Genomic DNA, 18,631 nt, shown 5'->3' on the forward strand with positions numbered 1-18,631 from the left:
TCAGTGTACGGCGGTGTACGGAATCCCGGCCAGAGGCTCGGCCCGGTCGGCGATCCTGCTCGGGTGCAGAGCGCACTGATCGAACCATTGGAGGTCATGTGTCCGTACATCTCAAGTCTCTGGTCCTGGCCCTGACCGTGCTCGCGGCGACGCTCACCGTCCCGGCGGTGGCCGCGTCGGCGGCGCCCGACGCGGCCATCTGCAAGACGAAGGCGTCCTGCGCCGACGGCGGCCTGCGGGCGACGTCGTCGGGCGGTTCGGCCCGCACCACCGGTGACATCACGACCAACGCGATCCCGGTGCCCACGCCGCCCGCGTTTCCGCCGGGCACCCCCTGCTACCGCGAGGAGGTCTCCGAGCAGGTCTACGAGACAGCCACCTACACCACCATCTACGAGTTGTACTTCCAGGCGAGCGTCTGCCTGTTCTCCAACGAGATCGTGCTGTACGGCCTGGACACGTCCCTCTCCTTCCCCAACGACGTGCAGGACCCTCGACTGACCTCGATGCGGTTCGTCGTGCGCGACCAGATCGTCACCTACAGCCCGACCGAGAAGGACGGGTACTCCGAGCTGTGGGTGACCTTCTGCCCCGACCCGGCGCAGCCGAGCACCTGTCAGCGGTACCTGCACCGGCTGGGCCTGATGTTCAACCCCGCCTGGGTCTACCCGTTCTCCGTGTTCGAGCGACTGAGCTGACGGTGTCGGGGACGGCGTTGCGCGCATGATCGATCAGGGCGTCTCCCCGGTGGCTCGTGGGGCGCCCTGATCACCCGTGCCGGCATCGGTTGCCAGCGGATCACCACCACGTTACGTTGAGATGCCATCGACGAAGGTCTACATCGCAAGGTACGGGGGCCCGCATGTCGTCTGTCACTCGTCGCACCGTTCTGGCCGGTGGGGCCGGTGCCGCCATCGGCCTGGCTCTGCCCGGCGTCGCCGCCCACGCCGACGGTCACCAGCCCACCAGCGTGAGCTTCACCCTCGACGCCAGAACGCTCGACGGCGGTGAGCAGGTCACCTCGGTCACCCTCGACACCGGCCGGCTCGGGCCGATCGACCCGGCCGGGCTGACCCCCGGCACGTTCAGCGTGCACGCCAGGGCCACCAGCCCGATCCCGATCGCTCCCGGGGACCAGATCTTCAGCGAGTACGACCTGGACCGCACGGTGACCGCGGCCCGGCTCGACCGGCACGGAAACATCGTGCTGGACTTGAGCCACGCCGAGGGTCAACCCGGCGGTGGCACCCTCGGCTACATCCTGAGCAGGGGCCGCAACGTCCGGCTGGACCTCGTCTACACCATCACGCAGAACACCCCCATCGTCGGGCGCCGCGGCGCGCCGATCACCATCACCCGCTTCGTGCAGGCAGGGCTGTCGAACCCCGAGGTGGACGCCTTCAGCTACCACGTCTCGGGCTCGGGTATGAAGTACCGGCTGTACTCGCCCGACCACTCGCCCCGGCACGGCCGGCGGCCGCTGATCGTCTGGCTGCACGGTGGCGGCGAGGGTGCCTCGCTGCCGGACGACTACTACGACAACGAGACCACGCTGCGGGCCAACCGGGGTGCGCTCGGCTTCGCCACCCCGCAGGCTCAGCGGATCTTCTCCGGCGCGTACGTCGTCGCTCCGCAGAGCACCTCCTACTGGATGGAGGACGGCCCACGGTTCGCCCCGCTGATCCGCGAGATCATTCAGGACCTCGTCCGCCGCAAGCGGGTCGACCCCGACCGGATCTACGTGGTCGGTTGCAGCAACGGCGGCTACATGTCCCTGGAGATGACCACCACCTATCCCGACCTTTTCGCCGCGTCGGTGCCGATCTGCGGTGTCGTCGAGCCGCTCAGCGGGGAGGGCCCGCCGCTGATCACCGACGCCGAGTTGGCGAAGATTCGGACCCCGACCTGGCTGGTCACCTCACGCGACGACGACACAGTGCCACCCGAGACCAACACGATCCACGCCCATGACCTCATCCCTGGATCCCTGATCACCCTGTACGACCACGTCGTCTGGAACGGCTACCAGTTCCCCGGCCACTGGTCCTGGATCTACGTCGCCCGCAACGACCCGAGCCTCAACGGCACCCACATCTGGCAGTGGATGGCCCGCCGTCGTCGGTGATCTGCCCTCCGGGCAGGTCGAAGAGTGCCGCGCCGCCGGCCGGCACGGACTACTTGCGGCGTAGCTCGCGCAACACGCCGTGCCGGCGCACCGCCCACGTGAGGCGCCGGACACGCGGGTGCCACACGAACAGCACCGCTGCCCGACGGATCAGGCCGAACCGGTTGTCGCTCAGCTGGTTCTCGATCGCCTGCCAGATCAGCTCGCGCACCTTGGCGCTGGCCAGCACCGCCCGCACCTCACGCCGCACCGCCGGATCCTCGGCCGCCGACGCGATGGCGGCAGCCTGACCCGGCCGGTCCGCCAGCGGCTCCACCGCCGCCGCAACGAGCGGCCTGCGTACCTCGTCGCGCTCCAGCAGCAGCAACACCGCCTCCCGGATCTCGACAGTGTCCAGGGCGGACCGCAGCAGGCTCAGCAGGCTGCGCTCCACCTCGTGGTCATGGTCCGGAACGGACAGGGTGGCCAGCAGCCCCGCGATCTCCTCAAGATCGACGACGTGTCGCACTCCAGAGCGGAACTCCGGCAGCTCCCACGCGACCTGCAGAGCCTTGACGAGGTTGCGGTTCATGGGCCATCCGCTACCCGGAAGCGCCGGCCGACGAAACCCCGCGACCGGTCCGGGCCGAAGCACCACGATCCGGCGCAGGAGCGGCCACTCGAACCCGAGCGGCCGCTCCTGCGCGGGTCAACACCAGGTCAGTGTCGAGTTGACCCGGGTGACGTTGCTGATCGTGTTGTTCGCGCCACCGCAGGGGCTCTGGGTGATGTTGGTGCCGCTGACTGTCAGATTCTGGAACCGGATGCCGGAGGAGATCGGGAACTCGGTCCGGGCCGCGATCCTCACCTCACCACCGCCCGTCACCGTCCCCGACACCCCGGCGATGACCACGTTGTAGCAGTTCTCCACCAGGATCGCGTTGTTCCCCGTGTTCGAGATCGTCACCCGGTCGATCACCGCGCCACCGGACTCGGACACGCAGAAGATCCCTCGGCCACCGCCGGACGCGAGCACGGTTCCGACCCGGATGTTTGTCGGGTACGAGTTGCCCACCCGGCCGTTGCGGTTGGCCATCCGGAACGCCGCGTACCCGGTGCCCGCCCCGGCGCCCTGCGCGTCGACAGTGCCGATCGTGGCGTTGATCGTGTCGTTGAGCAGCAGGCCGGAGTCCCGGGTGTTGCGCGCCGTGACCGTGCCGATCGTCAGACCATCCACGCCGTACGTCTCCACCCCGTGGGTGCCGGTCCCCGACACGTACACGGTGTCGATGCGGATGTTGCGCACCTTGACCGCCCGATCCCCACCATGGTTGTCGATGCGGACGCCCAGACCGGCCGAGAGCCGCATGTCGATCTGCCCGAGGGTCAGGTTGTTCACGTTGCGCATGAAGATCCCGTACAACGGCGAACCGGTCAGCGTGAGGTTCTGCACCTCGACGTCAGTGGTTCCCCGGGAGTACACCGGTGCCTGGTCACCCGAGCCGGACCCGGTCACGTTGATCGTGCCGCACACGGCCAGGGCCGTGTACGACGGCAGCGACAACCGCGAGCCGGCGCTCACCGAGCCCGAGCCGCGCACCACCACCCGCTGCTTCGACGTACGCCCCGCCGAGAGCGAGTTGACCGCCGCCTGCATCGCCGACAGCATGTCCGAACCCGAGTAGACAGTCGACGAGCCGTTGCGGGCCGTCCAGGTGCTCCCGCTCAGTACCGCCTCGGCGTTGGTCGACCCGCTGCCACAGCCGGTGGTCGGCGGTGTGCTGCCACCTCCGACCGCGATCAGTTGCCACTGCTGGTTGGTCCCGTTGAGGTCGGCGTACTGGCTGATCCGGCCGCCGTCGGCAGTGGACCGCTCCCAGACCTCAAGTGCCTTCGCGGAGTGGCGGTTGATCAGACGGACATGGCCGCCGTCGGAGTCGAGAACCTGGAACTGCTGGTTAATGCCGTTGACATCGGACCACTGGCGGTACTCGGCGCCGTCGGCGGTGTTCCACTCCCAGAGGTCGACGACCTTGCCGCTGTGCCGGGCCTTGAGGCGGTAGTAGCCGCTGCCGGAGGAGACGAACTGGAACTGTTGCCACGCGCCGTCGTTACGGGACCACTGCTGGATCACCGCGCCGTCCGCCGTCGAGGTGTCCCGGACGTCGAGGACCTTGCCGCTGTTCCGGTTGACCAGGACGTAGTAGGCGTTGGTGTCGATGCTCGCCGCCGCTGCCGGCGGTGCGCTGATGAGAACGGCACCGGCCGCGCCGACCAGCATGGTGATCATGGCGAGCACCACTGCGGTACGCCGGCCGCGACGGATCGACCCGCGGCCGAACGGTCTTCTCGTGATGGTGAAGGGCATGGCTCCTCCTACTCCAGGTGGAAGGTGGCCGAGGCGCGCTCGGCGCTCGAACCGACCGCCTCGATGTAGAGCAGTCCGTCACGGTGGCGCACGTGGCGGCCCGGGAAGTTCTGCGACTCCAGGGAGATCCCCGCGCTGTCGGCGAGGCCGGCTTGGCGACGGAAGCTCGCGTCGCCGCCGAAGAGCGCCGAGCCGTCGTTCTTTTCCACGTACAGCGCGTAGCCCCGGTGGCGTAGGTAGTAACCGGGGAAGTTTGTCGACTCCAGCGACACCGATCCGCCGCCGGCGAGGCCGGTGACGATGCGGAACTGGGAGTCGGCCAGGTTGGCCACGTTCGGCTCGATCCGCGCCCGGTAGTCGTAGTGCCGGATGTAGCTGCTGGCCTGGTCATGTGAGCGCAGCCGCACCGGTGTGGCCCCGTCGGGCACCGGGATGCCGAAGTTCGGCGTGCCGTCGGCGTTCCAGTACACCTTCTGCAGCCGCGTGCGTCGGTTCGGGTCGTTGAGCGGGTCGCCGGTGATGTCGCGGTAGTTCCGGTCGTGGTAGACGAGGATGTCGCTTTGCCCGTCTTCGGAGACGGTGAACGAGTTGTGGCCGGGGCCGTACTGGCTGGTGGCCGCGTTGCTGGCGAACACCGGGCTGGGGCTCTTGCTCCAGGAGGCGGCGTCGAGCAGGTTCGCGGTGGCGGAGGCGCTCAGCATCCCGAGGCAGTAGTTGGCGTCAGTGGCGCTGGCCGAGTAGGTCAGGAAGATCCGGCCGTTGCGTTGGATCACCGCCGGGCCCTCGGCCACCCGGTAGCCGCGGGTCTCCCAGTCGTACGTCGGCACGACCAGCCGGGTCACCGTGCCGGTGATCTGCCACGGGTTGGCACCCATCCGGGCGAGATAGACGTTGGAGTTGTTTCCGATCGAAGGCTCCTGCTGTGCCCAGGTCAGATAGCGCACCCCGTTGGCGACGAAGGTCGAGGCGTCCAGGCTGAAGGTGTCCCAGGGTGTGGTGATGCGGCCGCGTTCCGTCCACGAACCGGTCAGCGGATTGGCGTTGGCGTTCTCCAGCACGTACATCCGGATCCGCCACACGTCGTCGGTGCGGCCCGCTGCGAAGTAGACGTACCAGCGGTTGTTGATGAAATGGATCTCCGGCGCCCAGATGTGGGCGCCCATCTCTCCGCTGGTGTGGCGGTTCCAGATCGTCGTCTCCGCAGCCGTCGCCAAACCCTGCAGTGTGGTGGCCCGGCGCAGCACGATCCGGTCGTACTGCGGCACCGTCGCGGTCAGGTAGTAGTAGCCGTCGGTGTGCCGGAAGATGTGCGGGTCGGCCCGCTGGTTCACCAACGGGTTGGTGTAGTTCACGGACGGTGCAGCCTGCGCCGGCCCGGCCACGGGCAGGCCGGCCGACACGGCGAGGACCACCAGCACCGCGGCCAGCACCGACCGGAGACACCGGGAGCCGCTGCGGCCGGCGGGCTCCCGGCGGATGGCTCGGCGGGTGTTCGGGTCGGTTCGAGGGGATGGCAGCGGCATCTGTCCTCCGCGGGATTGGGAACGGCCATTGACCAGCACCTGTAGCACCGCGGCGACGCCGTAGCCGAGCCGGTCGACGCCGCGCGGCGACGTCGGGCAGGGCCGGGGGAGAGGCGCGAAGGGCTGGGAATGTGACGGTGGCGTTGCCACCAGGTGGCGGAGTTCATGTTGGCGTTAACATCGATATCTGTCAAGGTCTGGCGGTCGCTCACCTGGCCGGAACAGCGGGCATCGCGTACCTGGAGGTAGGGTCCTCGACGTGCTTCGACGGTGGGTTCCGGCGATCCTGATGGCGGCGTTCGGCGTGCTGGTGGCGGTGACGCAACTGACGGCCGGTCTGCCCGTCGTCGGCGGCGTCGAGTTGTTGGTCTTCCTGGCGTTGGCGCTGCTGCTGTCGCCGTGGGCCTTTCCCCGCTCGATGGGCGCCTACGAGGCGCAACGGGCCAGCGCGGTGGACGGCCGGCCGATCGTCTACTGGCGTCCCGGCTGTCACTACTGCCTGCGGCTCCGGTTCTCCCTTGGCCGGCTCGCCCGGCGGGCGCACTGGGTCGACATCTGGCGCGACCCGGCCGCTGCCGCCGCCGTTCGGGCGGTGGCCGACGGCAACGAGACGGTGCCCACCGTCGTGCTCGGCGATCGGGCTGTCGTCAACCCCGACCGGGCCTGGTTCCGCGAGCAGCTCCGCGCGTCCTGACCCGGCGAGACCCTCATCTCACGAGGTCACCGGCGAGGTACACCGCGAGCGGACGGCGCAGCAGAGTGATGTCGCTCGTCGGATCGCCGTCCACGATCAGCAGGTCGGCGTCGAACCCGGGGCGGACGCGGCCCTTGCGTCGCCCCAGGCCACACACCTCGGCGCCGACCGAAGTCGCCGCGGCGAGGGCGGCGGTGGCGGACATGCCGCAGACCACGTACTCGACGAGCGTCTCGGGCAGGATCCCGTGCGGCTTCGCGGGGCCGAGGCCCGCGTCCGAACCGGCCACCAGGCGGACCCCGGCCCGGTGCATTGTGGCAACGCCGTCCCGCAGCGCGGCCTCGCTGAGCCCGGCCCGCGCCGCCATCTCCACCACCTCCGCTGGCGTGACCACGGCCGGGTCGGTGCCGAGCGTGGCACAGACCGCCACCCCGGACGCGGCCAGTCGATCCGCGAGCTCTGGGGGAACACGGGCGCCGGCCGCGGTGACGCAGGTGCAGTGCTCGATGCCGTCCACACCGACGCGCAGCGCCTGCTCGACCGCGCTGACCGCGTGCGCGTGGGCGGTCACCGGCAGGCCCAGATCGTGGGCCTGCGTCAGCGCGGCGGTCAGCTCCTCGTCGGTGAACTGCGGTCTCGTGGTGTCGGTGCCCGGGGTGAACACCCCGCCGCTGGCCATGACCTTCACCAGATCGGCGCCGACCGCCGCCCGCAGACGTACGGCCTCGCGGAGCCCGTCGACACCGCTCGCCTCACCCCCCAGCGACCAGCAGTGCCCGCCGACGCTGGTGAGCGGTGCGCCCGACCCCACCACCGTCGGAAGGTCGTGACGCACCCCCCGATCCCGCCAACGGAGCACCGCGTCACGCCGGTCGCCCAGGTCCCGGACCGTCGTGACGCCGGCCGCCAGGTGCGTACGCAGTGATGCCTCGACGACCCCGTCGAGGTCCGACTCGGGACGATCGGCGAGCCGGCCGAGCGCGTCGGGCCCGGCGTCGGCGCACAGGTGCACGTGCGCGTCGACCAGGCCGGGCAGCAGCGTGCCGTTCGGCTCCTCGCGCACCGACCAGCCTTCCGGCGCCTCGGCGTTACCCAGGTGAACCTCGGCGATGCGCCCCTCGTCGAGCAGGACCAGCACCCCGCCGTCCACGAGCCGTTCGCCGTCGAACATCCGCGCCACCCGGACAGCACGCTTCGTCATCGTCACTCCAACCCGCCCCGCTCGGCCACAACTGCCAGCACCGACGCCCGCGACCTTCCCGCCACTGCCGGCCACCGGTCATGGCCTGACCATCGCACCACCGCACGGCGCACAGCCTCCCCCGCCAGAGCGATATCTCGTCCCCTGCCGGGTTAACGGCCTGCCGAGACATTCCTGCGGGTCGAAGGGTGTTCCTCTCGTCGTACCTCGATGGCATCATGCTCAGCGTCATCCCGGTGGCGCGGTGGTACTCCCAGCTGGAGAAGGAGCAGCACCAGCTGACGAGCGAATGGGTGTCGCTCGCCCGGTTCTCCCTGGGCGACGAGTTCTACTACGGCAGTTTTGTCATCCGCCACGACGACCTCGCCGCCGGTCGGCTGAACGAGGCGCTCTCCGTGACCGAGTTCAGTGAGTAGAACAGACCTGCGCTGCCTGCGATCACCCGTCGATCAAGCGGCGGGCTACCCTGACCGGCGGTGCCTCGAACCGCGTGACCAGAGGAGTCGGTGCTGACATGACGGCAGGACGACCGATGCCGACCCAGGACGACGTGCTCGGGTACTTCGACACGCTGTCGAACTGGGGGCGGTGGGGCGACGACGACGAGCGCGGAACGCTGAACCACATCACCGACGATGTCCGGCTCGCGGCGGCGCGGGCCGTGCGGCACGGCAGGAGTGTGTCCTGCGCGTGGGAGGTCGCCGCACCGGCAGACATGGAGCGGTCGACGACGACGTGCCCGTGCACCGCCGACATGCCGGGTGCGGAGAACATGCCGCCCGCCTTCCACGCCGACCGGCGCTGGGGCTTCTCGTCCGAGCGGCTCGGCATCTCGTACCACGGCAACACCATCACCCACCTCGACTCGCCGTGCCACATCTACTGGGACGGCACGATGTACAACGGGCGGTCGCACTCGTTTGTCGACGCCGCGACGGGCTCGGCATGGGCGGCTGTCACGGCGGCCGCGACCGGGATCGTCACGCGTGGTGTCCTGCTGGACGTCGCGGCGGCCCGCGGTGTGCCGTGGCTGGAGCCGGGGGAGGGCGTGTATCCCGACGATCTCGTGGAGGCCGAGCGTCGCCAGGGTGTGCAGGTTCGACCCGGCGACGCGGTACTCCTGCGGACCGGCTATAGCCGTTTCCGGCACGAGAACGGTGCGGCCAGCGGCTTCACGCAGGCCGGCTGGCACGCGTCCTGCCTGCCGTGGCTGCACGAACGGGGCGTGGCGCTGATCGGCGCTGACACGCCCCAGGACGTTCAACCGTCGGGGTACGACGACGTGTTGATGCCGGTCCACGCCGTGAGTCTCGTCGCGATGGGTCTGTGGATGCTCGACAACTGCGACCTGGAGGCGTGCGCGACGACGGCTGCCGAGCTCGGCCAGTGGGACTTTCAGCTGGCGGTCGCACCGGTCCGCTTCTCCGGCACGTCCGGCAGCCCGGTCAACCCGATCGCCACGTTCTGACCGTTGCGGCGGTGCCGAGCGCGTACCAGGTGGTGCAGCACCATCAGGGGAACCACGCCGGCCGGATACCAGGCCAGGTCAACGGGATCGAACTGCACACCCAGCGCCAGCCTCGCGGCCACGCTCCGCGCCGACAGGTCGGCTGGCACCCCGGTCAGCTGCGCGAGTTCGACCACCCAGCAGAAGGCGATGGCGAGAACTCCGGCCGGTGCCGGCGCCACCCGCGGCCACAGGAACAGCACCATTGCCCAGACCATCGACGCGTACAGCGCGGTGCCGGAGTACTGCCGAAGCGCCCCGTCGTCAATGGCGCGGATCAGCAGGGCGAGGCCCAGGAACAGCAGTGCCGCCACCGACATGAGCATCCGCACCGTACGGGCCGTGATCGGTGTTCTCGCCGTGGTAGCCACCGCACCACGGTACGGGCCCCGGTCGGCCGTGGTTCGCGCCGCTCAGCTCAGTTCCACGGCGGGTCGGGTCAGGATCTCGTCGGCGTTACCCGTCGTCAGAGGCGGGCCACTGGCCGAAATCCTTGTCCCGGTAGGCGGTCGCGAGGGCAAGCCACCCCAAGAAGAAGCCGCTGCCGCTGCAGGTGGTGCTGCCGCCGCACACGGTAGTGCGCTCGATGGTTGCCTCGTGCCTGTACGGATCTTGCCCGATCGTCAAACCCCACAGGTTGGTCTCGCGGGGCGTGCCGACTGGCTCACGCCGTCCAGCTGTGCCCTCAGGCCGTACTCCTCGGCGCTGTCGGCGTAGCTGCCAGCTGGTGAGGGGTGGGCCGGAAACGGACCGCGTCGTGACCGAGCGTGGGTCGGCCGCCGGGCACCAGCGCGAACCGCATCCCGTCCCGCTCGAACAACGCCACCCGGTGCGACCGCCCCGCGTACACCGTGTCCTGAAGGCCGACCGGCACGGTCAGACCGTGCCGGTCGGCGATCTCCTCGGAGAGGCGGCGCGCAGCCCCGTCGGCGAGGTCGTTCCACTGCGCGACAGTGAGATCGGCGTACGACGCCGCGCAAGGATAGGACCGGACGCCCCGCTCCCGCAGGGGCGATCCTGGCGGAACCGTTACGACCCGAACGCGTAGCCGCCGGGTCGGACCGGGTAGCGAACGAGGTTGTACGGGGCGGTGTCGATGCAGTACCGCTTGGCGGGTCTGTTCGGATCGCCGCCGGCCTGGAGCGTTTCGATCTGGTCGGCTCGACCCGGACCGCCGTCAATGATCTTGATCGCGAAGACGTGGTTGACCATTGGGCTGCCGCCTTCCGGGACGACAGCGGTTACCAGTGCGGTGTCGCCCACCACGCTGACGCACGTCACCTCGGCGTGTCCCTCGCTCGCCACGCTCCCGTCGGGCCACGCGTGCCGGAATCGGAACACGCCGTGGCCTGTCCCGTGGCGGTCGACCCAGCCCAGGACGCCGAACCGGATCTGATGATCGACCAAGCCGGGCTCGTCGTAGACGAAGCCGCCGACGCCGGCGATCCACGCGCCCGGCGTGGCCGGCACCTCGGGTGGGTCCTGGTCGTCGGCCCGCGCCGATGCCGGGGCACCGACCACCGTCACGACCCCGGCGAGCATGGCGACAAGCAACCTGCGGATTGTCATGGCTTCTCCATTCTTCGAACTATGGCTGCGCGCCGGCCGTAGTCGGCCGCCACGGCGATGACGAGCGGTCCCCACCCGAGCATCGGGGCGTAGTAGCGGAGCACCTCCCAGCCGGGAGCCGGGTGCACCGGTTCGTCGTCGCCGATGCCTACCCAGGTGCTCTGCACGAGGTGGAACCTCTGGTTCAGGAGGAAGTAGACGCAGATGGCGACGAGCGACCAGCCGCCGATCAGCGCGACGCGCACGACCGGACGCGTGGGGACGCGGCGGCCTCCGACGCGGGGTAACCAGTGCGGAAATCGCTGTCCCCACCTGTGCACCAGTCCGAGCGTCAACAGGGCCAGTCCCATCGACAGCGCGGACAGGAAGATCATGTACCACTGTGTGACCGCCTCGTCGGTGAACACCAACGACAGTCGCCAGAGTGCGGACGGCAGGACGCAGATGGGTACGGCGTAGGCGGCCCAGACCGCCCACCGTGGCGGGGCGGCGGTCGAGACGCGGGCAGTGTCGGTGGTGCTCATGGGTGCTCCGATCCTGGAAGGTCGGTCATGGAGGTCTTGGCCGAGGTGGTGAGGGCGTAGCCGGTGGTGGTGACGACCAACGACACTCCCCAGCCGAGGAAGACCAGCAGCGTGGCGGTGACGGCCCATCCGTCCCACACGTCGGACCAGCGGGTGTCACCTGCGAGTAGTTCGCCGACGAGCACCGCGATGCTCAGCACGCCGTAGGTGACCAGCGTGAGCGCCACCACGCCGGCCGGGATCACCGCCAGCCGTCGGGGCACCTGTCGACCGTGGAGTCCCGGCACCCAGTGCGGAAACTGCTGCCCCCACCGCTGTACCAGCCCGAGAACGAGCAGGCCGGCGACCGGCGGAACGAGCGTGATCGCCACCCCCGTCGGCGTGGAGAGGTCCCGCTCGATGTCGTTCAGTGCCCGCTCGGAGATGCCGACCGGCACGCCGAGCACCCACAGCGCGTGGGGCACGGCCCAGCCGACCACGGGCAGCGCGACGGCGACGTACGCCCAGCGGCGTGTCCACCGTGGCACTGGTCGGTAGCCGGCGGCGACCGGTCCGCGCCGGGGCCCGGATGCATTCGCGAGCCCGGCGAACAGGACGCCACCGGCCACCAGTACGAGCCGGGCTCCGAGGTCACGCCAGTCCGAGGGCCGACCCGCCAGCGCCGCCGGGACCTCGAAGACCAGGTGCAGCGGGAACGCGACCACCAGGAGCAGCGCGGCCGCAGCCCAGCTACCGACGGTCGCCCACTTGCCGGGAAACCGGACCGTGCAGCCGAGCACCACCGCGAGGCCGACGCCGACTCCCAGCGCTCCCCACCCCGACCAGAACGGCACCGTCACGACCTGGTCCGCGCCGCACCCGCCGGCCGGATCGACAAGTTCGGTGCGATCGCAGGCGGTGTATCCCCACCGGCCACCCGCGATCCAGTACAGCCGCTGCGCCACCGCGGCGGCGACGAACACGACGCACGCCAGCGCCCACGGTCTGGTACGGCTCGGTTTCTCGACGACAGCCATGGACCAACGATCGCTGGCTGCGGGTCAGCTCTCCTCCCCGACAGATGGGGAAGGGCTCCCTCCGCCGAGGGACGGGTCGACCGGGGGACGGACGCGCGGAGCGGGATCGGCGGCGGTCGCCTCAAGGAATGCTCAAATTCGATCGACGTGAACCGCTGCGGCGCTGATCGCACATACGCTCACCGGACCCGGCCCGCCGGCAATCACCCGTCGTAAGCAGAAGGAGGGGATATGCGGCGTCATCAACGGCGTATCGCGCTTCTCGCACTGTCCACCCTGGTGGGCAGCGTCCTCGTGACGACCGGCCCCGCGGGCGCGGATCCCACGGAGTCGTCAGCCGCCGCCAGCCGATCCCAACCCGAGGATCGTGAATCGGTACGCCTCGTCCACATCCGGCTGACCGGCGCCGACATGCTGGACAAGGTGGCCGCGGCCGGCTTCGACCTGGAGCACGGCCTCCGGCGCGTGCCGAACGGCATCGAGGGCGAGGCGGTGGTGAGCGCCGAGCAGGTCACCGAACTCACGGCGATGGGCGTCGAGGTGCTCGGCGACGACGCCGGCTTCGCCTGGAGCGACGAGGCCGACGGCGGCATCGGCGTGGCCAGCGCGCGGACGGTCCAGCCGGCGAACCACGAGGCGACGGTACGGGTCGTCCGCGCGGACTGGTTCACCACAAAGGGGCAGGGCTTCCTCTACGTCGAGGCGCGGACCACCGAGGGGCAACAGGCGGACCCGATCGTCGGGATGCAGGTGGAGAACGACTCGGGGAAGGGCACGCCGTTCGGCTTCGCCCGGACGATGAGCCGGTTCGTCGACTCCGGGCAATACATGTTCCACCGGAACCTGTTCAAGCTCGACGTGCGCCCCAGCAAGATCCAGGTGACGAGCTCCACCGGTGGCGTCACGACCGGCGTCGTCTCCAACTGGTTGGAGGACGCCCCGCCGCCGCTGACGGCGAACCCGTCCTACAAGTCGGACTTCGTGGACGGCTACCGGCATCCGCAGCAGCTCTACAGCCGCGCCAAGGAGATCGCCCGCCAGTACCCGGACATCGCCGAGATCGTCTACCTGCCGAACCAGACGAACGGGTACCAACGCAAGGCACAGGCCCAGATCGGCGGCACCGGGCAGGCGGCGGTGGTCGTCACCTCGGCGGCGTGGGGTCACCAGGGCGGCAACGACATCACTGTGGACTTCGTGGACCGCCCCGACCCGGATCTCCCGCTGGCGGTGGAGGTCACCGGCACGGCGGTCCGTGTCCTGCTCGCCACTGACGCCTCGGGTGCGCCGACGAGCACGGCCGCCGAGGTGGCCGAGGCGCTGCGGACCCGCTCGGCGGGGCTCATCGACCGTGCGCACCCGTACCGCACCAACGAGGGCACCGGCATCGTCGCACCGACGGCCGGGCCGGTCGCGCTGACCGACTTCCTCGACCAGAAGCGGGTCGGCGCACCAGCGGGGGAGGTGCCGCGTGGCCCGGCCACGATCCCGGTCCTGCGGATCGGCAAGCACCGTGACGGTAAGAAGCCTGGTGTCCTCATCCAGGCGCAGGACCACGCCCGCGAGTGGGTGCCGGCGACGACGAGCCTGGAGTCCGCCGAACGTCTGGTGCACAACTACCGGTCCGACCGGGAGACGAAGAAGATCGTCGAGAACACCGACGTCTTCTTCATCCTGTCGAACAACCCCGACGGGGCGAACTACAGCTTCTACAACTTCGCCTCCCAGCGCCGGAACCTGACCAACCACTGCCCGGACGCCAACGCCGATCCGGGTCGACGCAACTCGTGGGGCGTGGACTTGAACCGGAACTACCGGGTCGGGTCGGGGCACGACGGCTACGCGGGTGCGTCGACCAGTTGCGTCAGCGACACCTACCAGGGCCCGGAGGAGCTGTCCGAGCCCGAGGCGAAGAACATCGTCTGGCTGGTCGAGAAGTACAAGAACATCAAGTTCATGATGTCGGTGCACTCCAACGGCGGTCAGCTCTTCTGGCAGCCCGGCGCCTACATCGCGGACGGCCGGATCACCACGCCGCGCCCGCCGCTGGGTGACGAGGCGTTCTACTGGCAGTCCGCCGCCCGGATCCTGTCGCAGGTCAAGGCGCACCGGGAAACCGTCGTCACGCCGGAGAACGTCGGCGGCTCGTCCGACGTCCTCTACTCCTCGGCGGGCAACGTACGCGAGGACCTGTACCACACCTACGGGATCTACGCGTTCGGCTGGGAGGTCGGCGGCTCCGTCTACAACCCGGCTACCGGTGACTGGCAGGGCGGTTCGTTCCAGCCGGAGTGGGACGGCAACCCCGAGCTTGTCAGTGGTCACGCCGAGACGATGGAGTACGCCAACGGGATCATGGAGATGTTCCGGGTCGCGGCGGACTGGGGCAGGGACAAGAAGGACCCGACATCGCAGCTGGTCCCGGGCGCGGGGCGCTACTCCGGGCCTGTCGACGTGCACTTCGAGACCAGCGAGCCGGCCACCATCTACTACACGACCGACGGCAGCCGACCCACGCTCGAGTCACCCCGCTACGCGGCGACGGAGTTCCGTGAGCCGGGGCAGGTGTTCCACGTGACCGAGACGACGACGTTCCACTGGTTCTCGGTCGACAGCGCCGGCAACATCGAGAAGAACTACGACCCGACGAAGAACGACAGGCGCAACAACTACCGCACCGCGACGATCAGGATCGCCAAGAGGTAGCGCCAGTCCGACAGTCGTTGCCCCGTCGGTGCGGTCGCCCGCGCCGACGGGGCAACTGTCGTCCGCGGTCACCGCTGCCCGGGCAGGTCGCGCCGGTCAGCCTCGTCGGCCGGCCCACAACGGGCTGTCCACGTAGTGGTTGTCGTAGCGGTCCTGGGTTTCGCCGACGTCCTGCCAGGTGGCTTCGCCCCGGTGCACCTTGTCGAGCAGTCGGTAGTAGTCGAACCGGGGCTTTCCGGGGGTGATCACGACGAGGAAGTCGGCGTCCCGGCCGTCGACGGGGGCGAAGGCGTGCGGGGTGTTCGGCGGGACGAAGAGCGCGTCTCCCTGGTGAAGGGTGTGCAGTTCGTCGTCGACGAGCATCTCGAGGGCGCCGTCGAGCACGAAGAACAGCTCACCGGAGTGGATGTGCAGGTGCGGGGGCGCACCGTCAGTGCCGTGCTTGAGCACTGTGCGGTTGCTGGTCAGGGCGCCGCCGGTGTGCTCGGGGTCGAGGAGCAGTGTGATCACGCTGGCCGGGTCGCTGTCGAGAACCTCGGCCTGGGCTGCGCGTACCAAAGTCATTGTCGGCTCCTTCGTCGTCCGTCGATTCCTAGACATTAGATGTCCAGGATCTGTCGCCGCCAGCGATCATGGTGATCGTCACAAATCCTGGACAGGTAGAGTCCAGGAATATGCGGATGAGTCAGGGCGTCGAATGGGCCCTCCACACGTGCCTCAATCTGAGCTGGCTGGACGCCCCGGTGCCGACCAGCACCCTCGCGGCGTTCTACGAGCTGCCGCCGGCGTACCTGAACAAGCAGCTCCAGGCCCTGGCCCGGGCCGGGATCCTCACCTCGACCTCGGGGCCGCGCGGAGGCTTCCAACTGGCCCGGACCCCGGCGGCGATCTCACTCCTGGACATCGTGGCCGCGATCGAGGGCCCGGAGGAGCTGTTCCAGTGCGACCAGATCCTCCGCAAGGGCCCGGGCGAGCACACGGGTGTCGACTATCGACAGTCCTGCGCGTTCGCCCAGGCCATGCGGGGTGCCGACCTGGCCTGGCGGCGAGAGTTGGCCGGCAGGACCGTCGCCGACGTCCGGGCCGACGTCGAACGCGGGCACCCCGAGGCCCCGGCCGACACCCGGGCCAGGATCGCGGAACTGCGCTAGCCGGCGCACGCTCAGCTGCCGTGGACCTCCAGCTTCCACAGCGAGTAGCCGTACGCCGGCAGGGCCCGCTGGGTGCCCTGGACGCGCAGGTAGCGACCGGTGGCCGAGATGGCGATGTCGTCCACACCGCCGTCGCCAGTGGTCGTGGTGTGCACCGGCGTCCAGGTGACGTTGTCCGGAGAGACCTGGATCTGGTACGCCCGCGCGTACGCCGCCTCCCAGGTCAGCCGGACCCGGTCGAGGGTGCGGGACGCGCCGAGGTCCACCGCGATCCACTGCGGGTCGGCGTACGCGCTGCCCCAGCGGGTCGTGGCGTTGCCGTCCACGGCGTTGCCGGCCACGTGTGTGCTGCCCGGCTCCACGCTGGACGCGGTGACCGGCCGGCCCCGGGAGAGCAGGGTGCCGCCGGCGGCGGTGCCGTAGACGTTCAGGTCCCACAGCGAGTAACCCCACTGGGTGGCGCGTTGGGTGCCGTACACCCGCAGGTAACGACCGGTGCCGGTGACCGTGAGGTCGTCGACGCCGCCGTCTCCGGTGGTCGTGGCGTGCACCGGTGACCAGGTGACGTTGTCCGGCGAGACCTGCACCTGGTACGCCCGCGCGTGGGCCGTCTCCCAGGCCAACCGCACCCGGTTGATCGCGTACGTGGCGCCCAGGTCGACGGTGATCCACTGCGGGTCGGCGTACGCGCTGCCCCAGCGGGTGGTCGTGTTGCCGTCCACGGCGTTGCCCGCCACGTGCACGCTGCCCGGCTCGACGCTGGACGCCGTCACCGGCCGGCCCCGGGCCAGGTCGGTGGCGGGTGGCTCACTCGGGCCGTCGGCCTTGATCCGTACGTTGCGGTAGTTGATGTCCATTCCGGCGCCGTCGTTCTGCAACCCGATGTAGCCGTTGGCGATCGCCCGGCTGCTGACGTAGTCGTTGACCTTGACCCCGTTGAGCCAGATCTCGACCCGCTGGCCGTGCACGCCGATCTCGTAGGTGTTCCAGGAGCCGGGTGGCTTGAGCGCCGCAGCGCGGGCGGCCTGGTCAGGTGCCTGGAAGCTGTAGACGCTGCCGGTGGTGCGCGTCGGGTCGCCGTCGGTGGCGTCGATCTGGATCTCGTGACCGGCGGCGACCGGGGCCCAGGGGTCGCCCTGCGGATCGGGGAAGCCGATGAAGACCCCGCCGTTGTCGTCGCCCGGCATCATCCAGTCGACCTTGAGCGAGTAGTTGGCGAAGGTGCGCACCGGGTACCAGAGCAACCCCATGCCGCCATTCGACGTGAGGGTGCCGTCGGTCAGCGTGAAGCCGCCCGGCCCCGCCTGCCGCCACTGCCCGAGGCTGGCCTGGGTGCCGTCGAACAGCGGGGTGTAGCCGGGCTCCGGCCGGCAGTCGGCCGCCACCGCCCCGGCCGCCACCTGGATGCCGCCGAGCAGCATCCGGGTGAAGTTCGGGTCGGTGTAGCTCTGCGCGGTGTGGCCGAGGCCGGTGTACCAGGAGCGTCCGCCGCCGTAGCTGTGGCACCAGGTGATCGGGTGATCGCCGCCCATCGACCCACCGGAGTACGACGACTCGTCGAGGCTGGCCAGCACCTTGACCGCCGAGCGGGGGTTGGCCCGGTAGTTGTACCACTCGTCGGTGCGGGTCCAGGTCGACGGCAGGTGCGCGGTCGAGGCGTTGGCCCGGTCCTCGGCTCGCACTGTCGCCTGCTGGGTGGCCGGATGCGAGGCGAAGTAGGCGCCGACCAGCCCGCCGTACCACTGCCAGTCGTACTCGGTGTCGGCGGCGGCGTGCACTCCGACGAAGCCACCACCGGCGGCCACGTACGCCTCGAACGCGCCCTGCTGGGCGGAGTTGAGCACGTCGCCGGTGGTGCTGAGGAAGACCACCGCCTGGTATTGCGCGAGGTTGGCAGTGGTGAAGGTCGCCGCGTCCTCGGTGGCGGTGACGGTGAAGCCGTTCGCCGCGCCGAGTTGCTGGATGGCGGCGACGCCGTTCGGGATGGAGGAGTGCCGGAAGCCGGCGGTCTTGGAGAAGACCAGGACCTTGCCCAGCGGTGCGGCCTCGGCCGCAGTCGATGCCGTGCGTGCCGCGGTCACTGGTCCAGCCGGTCCGACGGCGACGACGCCACCGGCGAGCAGAACAGCGAGCGCGATTCGTAGCGGCGGCGTCATCTTCATCTTCATCGACACGATCTCCTCTGGATCGTCGCGGATGCAGGTCTCGCACCCCGGGAAGTGCCCCGGTGTGCCCACGTCCGCCGAAACGAGGGCGATGTCGAGACGA

General features: G+C 69.8%; 18 protein-coding genes. 7 read left to right on the forward strand and 11 right to left on the reverse strand.

Translation table 11 applies throughout. The features are described from left to right. Nucleotides 1-98: 98 nt before the first annotated feature. Both OH804_RS07240 and OH804_RS07245 read left to right on the forward strand, forming a co-directional pair. Nucleotides 99-698, forward strand: a complete 600-nt coding sequence (locus OH804_RS07240; protein ID WP_406063718.1) for a hypothetical protein — start codon at nt 99-101, stop codon at nt 696-698. 164 nt (nt 699-862) lie between these two features. Then, nucleotides 863-2,125 carry a prolyl oligopeptidase family serine peptidase gene (locus tag OH804_RS07245; RefSeq protein ID WP_406063720.1) on the forward strand — a complete coding sequence of 421 codons (1,263 nt, stop codon included), beginning with the start codon at nt 863-865 and terminating at the stop codon, nt 2,123-2,125. A gap of 49 nt (nt 2,126-2,174) precedes the next feature. Here OH804_RS07245 and OH804_RS07250 read toward each other — a convergent pair whose 3' ends face one another. The 3 genes from OH804_RS07250 to OH804_RS07260 all read right to left on the reverse strand — a co-directional run bounded on the left by OH804_RS07250 (nt 2,175) and on the right by OH804_RS07260 (nt 5,995). Beyond that, complete coding sequence (locus OH804_RS07250) at nt 2,175-2,696, reverse strand: hypothetical protein (RefSeq protein WP_406063722.1); 522 nt, start codon at nt 2,694-2,696, stop codon at nt 2,175-2,177. A 117-nt stretch (nt 2,697-2,813) separates the two neighbouring features. After that, the gene (locus OH804_RS07255; protein WP_406063724.1) at nt 2,814-4,472 is read right to left on the reverse strand and encodes an RICIN domain-containing protein; all 1,659 of its coding nucleotides are present in this window, start codon (nt 4,470-4,472) and stop codon (nt 2,814-2,816) included. Nucleotides 4,473-4,480: 8 nt separating this feature from the next. Continuing rightward, nucleotides 4,481-5,995, reverse strand: coding sequence for a family 43 glycosylhydrolase (locus tag OH804_RS07260; protein WP_406063726.1), 1,515 nt, complete (start codon nt 5,993-5,995; stop codon nt 4,481-4,483). A gap of 259 nt (nt 5,996-6,254) precedes the next feature. Between OH804_RS07260 and OH804_RS07265 the strand changes: the two genes are divergently transcribed. Next, nucleotides 6,255-6,689 carry a glutaredoxin domain-containing protein gene (locus OH804_RS07265; RefSeq protein WP_406063728.1) on the forward strand — a complete coding sequence of 145 codons (435 nt, stop codon included), beginning with the start codon at nt 6,255-6,257 and terminating at the stop codon, nt 6,687-6,689. Between the two features lie 13 nt (nt 6,690-6,702). Here the strand turns inward: OH804_RS07265 and OH804_RS07270 are convergent, their stop codons facing one another. Then, a complete protein-coding gene (locus tag OH804_RS07270) occupies nt 6,703-7,890 on the reverse strand; it encodes an amidohydrolase family protein (RefSeq protein ID WP_406063730.1) in 1,188 nt (395 codons plus the stop codon). Nucleotides 7,891-8,078: 188 nt separating this feature from the next. Between OH804_RS07270 and OH804_RS07275 the strand changes: the two genes are divergently transcribed. Together OH804_RS07275 and OH804_RS07280 are read left to right on the forward strand one after the other, a co-directional pair. After that, on the forward strand, nt 8,079-8,306 hold the full coding sequence (locus OH804_RS07275; protein ID WP_406063732.1) for a hypothetical protein: 228 nt from the start codon (nt 8,079-8,081) through the stop codon (nt 8,304-8,306). 98 nt (nt 8,307-8,404) lie between these two features. Then, entirely contained in the window at nt 8,405-9,358 is a 954-nt protein-coding gene (locus OH804_RS07280; protein ID WP_406063734.1) for a cyclase family protein, read from the forward strand. Here the strand turns inward: OH804_RS07280 and OH804_RS07285 are convergent. The 5 genes from OH804_RS07285 to OH804_RS07305 all read right to left on the reverse strand — a co-directional run bounded on the left by OH804_RS07285 (nt 9,286) and on the right by OH804_RS07305 (nt 12,506). Next, a complete protein-coding gene (locus OH804_RS07285; protein WP_406063736.1) occupies nt 9,286-9,768 on the reverse strand; it encodes a DUF2809 domain-containing protein in 483 nt (160 codons plus the stop codon). The two genes, OH804_RS07280 and OH804_RS07285, sit on opposite strands and share 73 nt — an antisense overlap. A gap of 314 nt (nt 9,769-10,082) precedes the next feature. Beyond that, nucleotides 10,083-10,271, reverse strand: coding sequence for a hypothetical protein (locus OH804_RS07290; protein ID WP_406063738.1), 189 nt, complete (start codon nt 10,269-10,271; stop codon nt 10,083-10,085). A gap of 155 nt (nt 10,272-10,426) precedes the next feature. Further along, a complete protein-coding gene (locus OH804_RS07295) occupies nt 10,427-10,966 on the reverse strand; it encodes a hypothetical protein (protein ID WP_406063740.1) in 540 nt (179 codons plus the stop codon). Continuing rightward, nucleotides 10,963-11,490, reverse strand: coding sequence for a hypothetical protein (locus OH804_RS07300; protein ID WP_406063742.1), 528 nt, complete (start codon nt 11,488-11,490; stop codon nt 10,963-10,965). Before OH804_RS07300 ends, OH804_RS07295 begins: the two co-directional genes overlap by 4 nt. Continuing rightward, nucleotides 11,487-12,506, reverse strand: a complete 1,020-nt coding sequence (locus OH804_RS07305) for a hypothetical protein (RefSeq protein WP_406063744.1) — start codon at nt 12,504-12,506, stop codon at nt 11,487-11,489. Before OH804_RS07305 ends, OH804_RS07300 begins: the two co-directional genes overlap by 4 nt. Nucleotides 12,507-12,737: 231 nt before the next feature. Between OH804_RS07305 and OH804_RS07310 the strand changes: the two genes are divergently transcribed. Beyond that, on the forward strand, nt 12,738-15,212 hold the full coding sequence (locus OH804_RS07310; protein WP_406063746.1) for a M14 family metallopeptidase: 2,475 nt from the start codon (nt 12,738-12,740) through the stop codon (nt 15,210-15,212). A 96-nt stretch (nt 15,213-15,308) separates the two neighbouring features. On the opposite strand, the gene OH804_RS07315 is transcribed toward OH804_RS07310, so the two are convergent. Beyond that, nucleotides 15,309-15,776, reverse strand: a complete 468-nt coding sequence (locus tag OH804_RS07315) for a cupin domain-containing protein (RefSeq protein ID WP_406063748.1) — start codon at nt 15,774-15,776, stop codon at nt 15,309-15,311. A 110-nt stretch (nt 15,777-15,886) separates the two neighbouring features. On the opposite strand from OH804_RS07315, the gene OH804_RS07320 reads away from it, so the two are divergent. After that, nucleotides 15,887-16,363 (forward strand): Rrf2 family transcriptional regulator, encoded by a 477-nt coding sequence (locus OH804_RS07320; protein WP_231392704.1) that lies wholly within the window; start codon nt 15,887-15,889, stop codon nt 16,361-16,363. Nucleotides 16,364-16,374: 11 nt separating this feature from the next. Here OH804_RS07320 and OH804_RS07325 read toward each other — a convergent pair whose 3' ends face one another. Next, nucleotides 16,375-18,525 (reverse strand): ThuA domain-containing protein, encoded by a 2,151-nt coding sequence (locus OH804_RS07325; RefSeq protein WP_406066470.1) that lies wholly within the window; start codon nt 18,523-18,525, stop codon nt 16,375-16,377. Nucleotides 18,526-18,631: the final 106 nt, after the last annotated feature.

Source organism: Micromonospora sp. NBC_00860, assembly GCF_045207375.1.
GTDB lineage: Bacteria > Actinomycetota > Actinomycetes > Mycobacteriales > Micromonosporaceae > Micromonospora > Micromonospora vinacea.

Excerpts from the sequence above, each read along its gene's own strand:
- OH804_RS07245 (WP_406063720.1), top strand. The coding sequence starts at position 863 with ATGTCGTCTGTCACTCGTCGCACCGTTCTGGCCGGTGGGGCCGGTGCC.
- OH804_RS07250 (WP_406063722.1), bottom strand. The coding sequence starts at position 2,696 with ATGAACCGCAACCTCGTCAAGGCTCTGCAGGTCGCGTGGGAGCTGCCG.
- OH804_RS07255 (WP_406063724.1), bottom strand. The coding sequence starts at position 4,472 with ATGCCCTTCACCATCACGAGAAGACCGTTCGGCCGCGGGTCGATCCGT.
- OH804_RS07260 (WP_406063726.1), bottom strand. The coding sequence starts at position 5,995 with ATGCCGCTGCCATCCCCTCGAACCGACCCGAACACCCGCCGAGCCATC.
- OH804_RS07270 (WP_406063730.1), bottom strand. The coding sequence starts at position 7,890 with ATGACGAAGCGTGCTGTCCGGGTGGCGCGGATGTTCGACGGCGAACGG.
- OH804_RS07280 (WP_406063734.1), top strand. The coding sequence starts at position 8,405 with ATGACGGCAGGACGACCGATGCCGACCCAGGACGACGTGCTCGGGTAC.
- OH804_RS07295 (WP_406063740.1), bottom strand. The coding sequence starts at position 10,966 with ATGACAATCCGCAGGTTGCTTGTCGCCATGCTCGCCGGGGTCGTGACG.
- OH804_RS07300 (WP_406063742.1), bottom strand. The coding sequence starts at position 11,490 with ATGAGCACCACCGACACTGCCCGCGTCTCGACCGCCGCCCCGCCACGG.
- OH804_RS07305 (WP_406063744.1), bottom strand. The coding sequence starts at position 12,506 with ATGGCTGTCGTCGAGAAACCGAGCCGTACCAGACCGTGGGCGCTGGCG.
- OH804_RS07310 (WP_406063746.1), top strand. The coding sequence starts at position 12,738 with ATGCGGCGTCATCAACGGCGTATCGCGCTTCTCGCACTGTCCACCCTG.
- OH804_RS07315 (WP_406063748.1), bottom strand. The coding sequence starts at position 15,776 with ATGACTTTGGTACGCGCAGCCCAGGCCGAGGTTCTCGACAGCGACCCG.
- OH804_RS07320 (WP_231392704.1), top strand. The coding sequence starts at position 15,887 with ATGCGGATGAGTCAGGGCGTCGAATGGGCCCTCCACACGTGCCTCAAT.
- OH804_RS07325 (WP_406066470.1), bottom strand. The coding sequence starts at position 18,525 with ATGAAGATGACGCCGCCGCTACGAATCGCGCTCGCTGTTCTGCTCGCC.